Here is a 2,695-nt window from a genome sequence, read left to right as displayed (position 1 = left end):
GAACGGCCCGCCCCGTAGAGCGGCGCGGGCCCCCGCGCGGCGGGCGGCCCGACGCCGCGCAGCACGGGCGGGGGGGCGGCGGGGGGGGCAGCGGCGACGGTGCCGCCCCCGGCCGCCGCGCCGACGGCCCCGCGCGCGCCGGGTGACCCGGGCGACCCCGTCCCCTCCCCGTACGTCCCCGCAGGCGGGCCCGGACCTCGGGCGTCCTCGTCCCGGGACGAGGCCCGGCAGCGCGTCGGGGTGGCGCAGGCGGCGCTGCTGTCGGCGCTCGTGGCCGGGACGCCCGCGCCCGAGGGGTTCGACACGCGGCGGCTCGGGGTGCAGAGCCGGGCGCTGGCCGCCAAGCGGGCCGGGGTCGTGGCGAAGGTGGCCCCGGAACTGCCGGAGATCCTCGGCGAGGGGTACCGGAAAGCGTTCCTCGGATACGCGAGGACCCGCCCGATGACCGGCGGCTACCGCCGTGACGCGCTCGACTTCGCCGAACACCTGCTGGTCGCCGACCGTCCGGAGGACCCGGCGGCGCGGGCGCGGCTCACCGAGTGGTGGCGGGACCGTTCCGGCAGCCGTCCGCCGCGCCGCGCCGTCCGCTGGGCGCGGGCGGCACGCCGGGTACTCCGGAAGGGGGACCGTCGATGAACGTCCTCACCGTCGTCCTGTACGTCGCCGGTGCCGTCGGCATCGCTCTGCTCATCACCCGCGTGGTCCGGACGACCGGCGGCGCGGGCGGCACCGTGCACGACCGCCACGAGGCCGCGTTCCTGAACGGCGGCCCCGCCCGGGTCGTCGACGCCGCCCTCGCCTCGCTGCACGCGGACGGCAGGGTCACGATCGGCGGGCCCGGGATCGTGGCCGTCGTCCGCCCGGTCGCCCACGACCCGGTGGAACGGGCCGTGCTCCAGGAGCACGCGGCCGCGCCCCACGGGGCCCTGCACCATCTGCGGCTCGCCGTCATGCGGCACCCGGCGGTGCAGGAGATCGGGGACGCGCTCGCGGCCCGCGGGCTCATGGTGACGCCGGCCGCCCGGCGCACCATCCGCATGTGGTGTTTCGTGCTCGGACTCTCGGCCTTCCTGTTCCTCCCGGTCTCCGGCTTCCTCACCGTCGCCGAGTTCGCGGCCTCCGACGCCGAGGACGTGTCGATCCCGTTCGTGGTCAAGATGCTGCCGCTGCTGATCGCCTGCGGCGCCACCGCCATCGCGTGCGCCGCGTCCACGGCGGGGGCGCTGACCCCGGCCGGGCGGCGGGCCCTCTCCGCGTACGCGCAGGCGCACGCCCCTCTCGCCGACGCGGGCCACCTGGTCGCCCTGTTCGGGCTGCGGGGCCTGCCCGACCCGATGCTGCGCGAGCAACTGCTCGCGGCGGCGCGGGTGTACGGGCCGCCGCGGCGCGGGGGCCGCGGGTCCTCGGCGCCGCACCCCTTCGACTCGGCGGCCGCGCTGGGCGCCACGGCGGTCGTGTGGTGCGCGACGGGGAGTTCCTGCGGGGGCGGCGGCTCCGGCTCGTCCGGGTCGTGCTCAGGCGGCGGATCGTGCTCCGGTGGCGGTTCGTGTTCGAGCGGGTCCTGTTCGAGCGGGGGGTCAAGCTGTTCGAGCTCCAGCTCGGGCGGGAGTTCCTGCTCCAGCTCCAGCTCGGGCGGCAGTTCCTGTTCCAGCTCCAGCGGTTGACGGAGAGGAATACGAGTGGCGGGGCGGCCCTCCGTCCCGTACAACTCGATCGTGCTCTGGGTCCCGCTCCTCCTCGTGGCGTGCGTCGTCGCCGGCGCCGGCTGCGCGCGCGTGTGCCGGGCGGCGCTCGCGGCCGACCGGCCGGCCGCCGGGGGCGGTCCGGTCGCGCCCGCGCCCGAACTGACCCTGCGCGAGGCGGCGTTCCTGGCCGGCGGGCCACTGCGGGTCACCGATCTGACCCTCGTCACGATGCACAGGGCGCGGCGGCTGCTGCTGGCGCACACCGGCTGGGCGACGGTCGTCGACGCCTCGGGCGGGGACGCCTTGGAGCGGGAGGTGGTCGGGGCGATCGGCCCCGGGGGCCAGTGCCCGGTCGACGCGGTACGGCCGGTGGTCGCCGCGGCCGAGCCGGTGCGGCTCCTGGAGGAAGGGCTCGTGGCGCGGGGGCTCGCCGTGCCCGCGGCGGAGCGGCGCGCGTTCGCGGCGGGGGTGCGGACGGTCCGGGGGGCCTTCCTGCTGGCCCTGCTGCTCGGCGTGGCCGCCGCGCTGCTCGTACCGGCGGGTGAAAGGACCGTGGTGGTCTCCCTGTTCACGCTGCCGGTGGTGGCGTCGGGGCTCTGTCTGCTGATCGGCCGGGTCGACGTCTACCCGCAGACCCGTTGGGCGTCTCCGGCCGGGCAGCGGCTGCTCTCGGGGCTGTCGTCGGCCGATCCGCTCACGGCGTTCGCGACGCGCGGGCCGGGGGTCCTGGAGCCGGAGCTGCGCGCGGCACTGGGGAGCCGCGCCGTCGCGCCGGCCTGAGGGCGGGCGCGGGAGGGGACGCCGGTGCGGCGCGCGTGACGCGCGCCGCACCCGGAGCCGGACCCGGTGTCGCTGGAGCGGCAGGCATGCTGGTCCCGCCTGCCGTCTGATCTTCCGGGTCGAGGGGGTGGCGGGGGGGGGCGGGGCGGGGGGGCGGCGGCCCGCAACCGCAACACCTCTATTCTAAAACACATAAAAAAAAAAATATATAATAATGATTTGTTTGTTTA

At 76.9% G+C, this 2,695-nt stretch carries 2 protein-coding genes and 1 pseudogene; all 3 read left to right on the top strand.

The window, feature by feature from the left end; all coding sequences use genetic code 11:
• Nucleotides 1-216: 216 nt before the first annotated feature.
• A pseudogene (locus tag ACWDVG_RS31545) lies at nt 217-636 on the top strand (endonuclease); the annotation flags it as partial.
• A complete protein-coding gene (locus ACWDVG_RS31540; RefSeq protein ID WP_451704346.1) occupies nt 633-1,664 on the top strand; it encodes a TIGR04222 domain-containing membrane protein in 1,032 nt (343 codons plus the stop codon). The pseudogene ACWDVG_RS31545 and the gene ACWDVG_RS31540, both read left to right, overlap by 4 nt.
• A 51-nt stretch (nt 1,665-1,715) precedes the next feature.
• Nucleotides 1,716-2,465 carry a TIGR04222 domain-containing membrane protein gene (locus ACWDVG_RS31535; RefSeq protein ID WP_451704348.1) on the top strand — a complete coding sequence of 250 codons (750 nt, stop codon included), beginning with the start codon at nt 1,716-1,718 and terminating at the stop codon, nt 2,463-2,465.
• Nucleotides 2,466-2,695 lie beyond the last annotated feature (230 nt).

The organism is Streptomyces sp. NPDC003327, assembly GCF_053589515.1.
The sequence above is the reverse complement of the archived record's forward strand: the minus strand, read 5'-3'. Positions and strand labels throughout refer to the sequence as shown.

Bases quoted from the DNA above. Each gene is read 5' to 3' on its own strand.
- ACWDVG_RS31540 (WP_451704346.1), top strand. From the start codon at position 633: ATGAACGTCCTCACCGTCGTCCTGTACGTCGCCGGTGCCGTCGGCATC.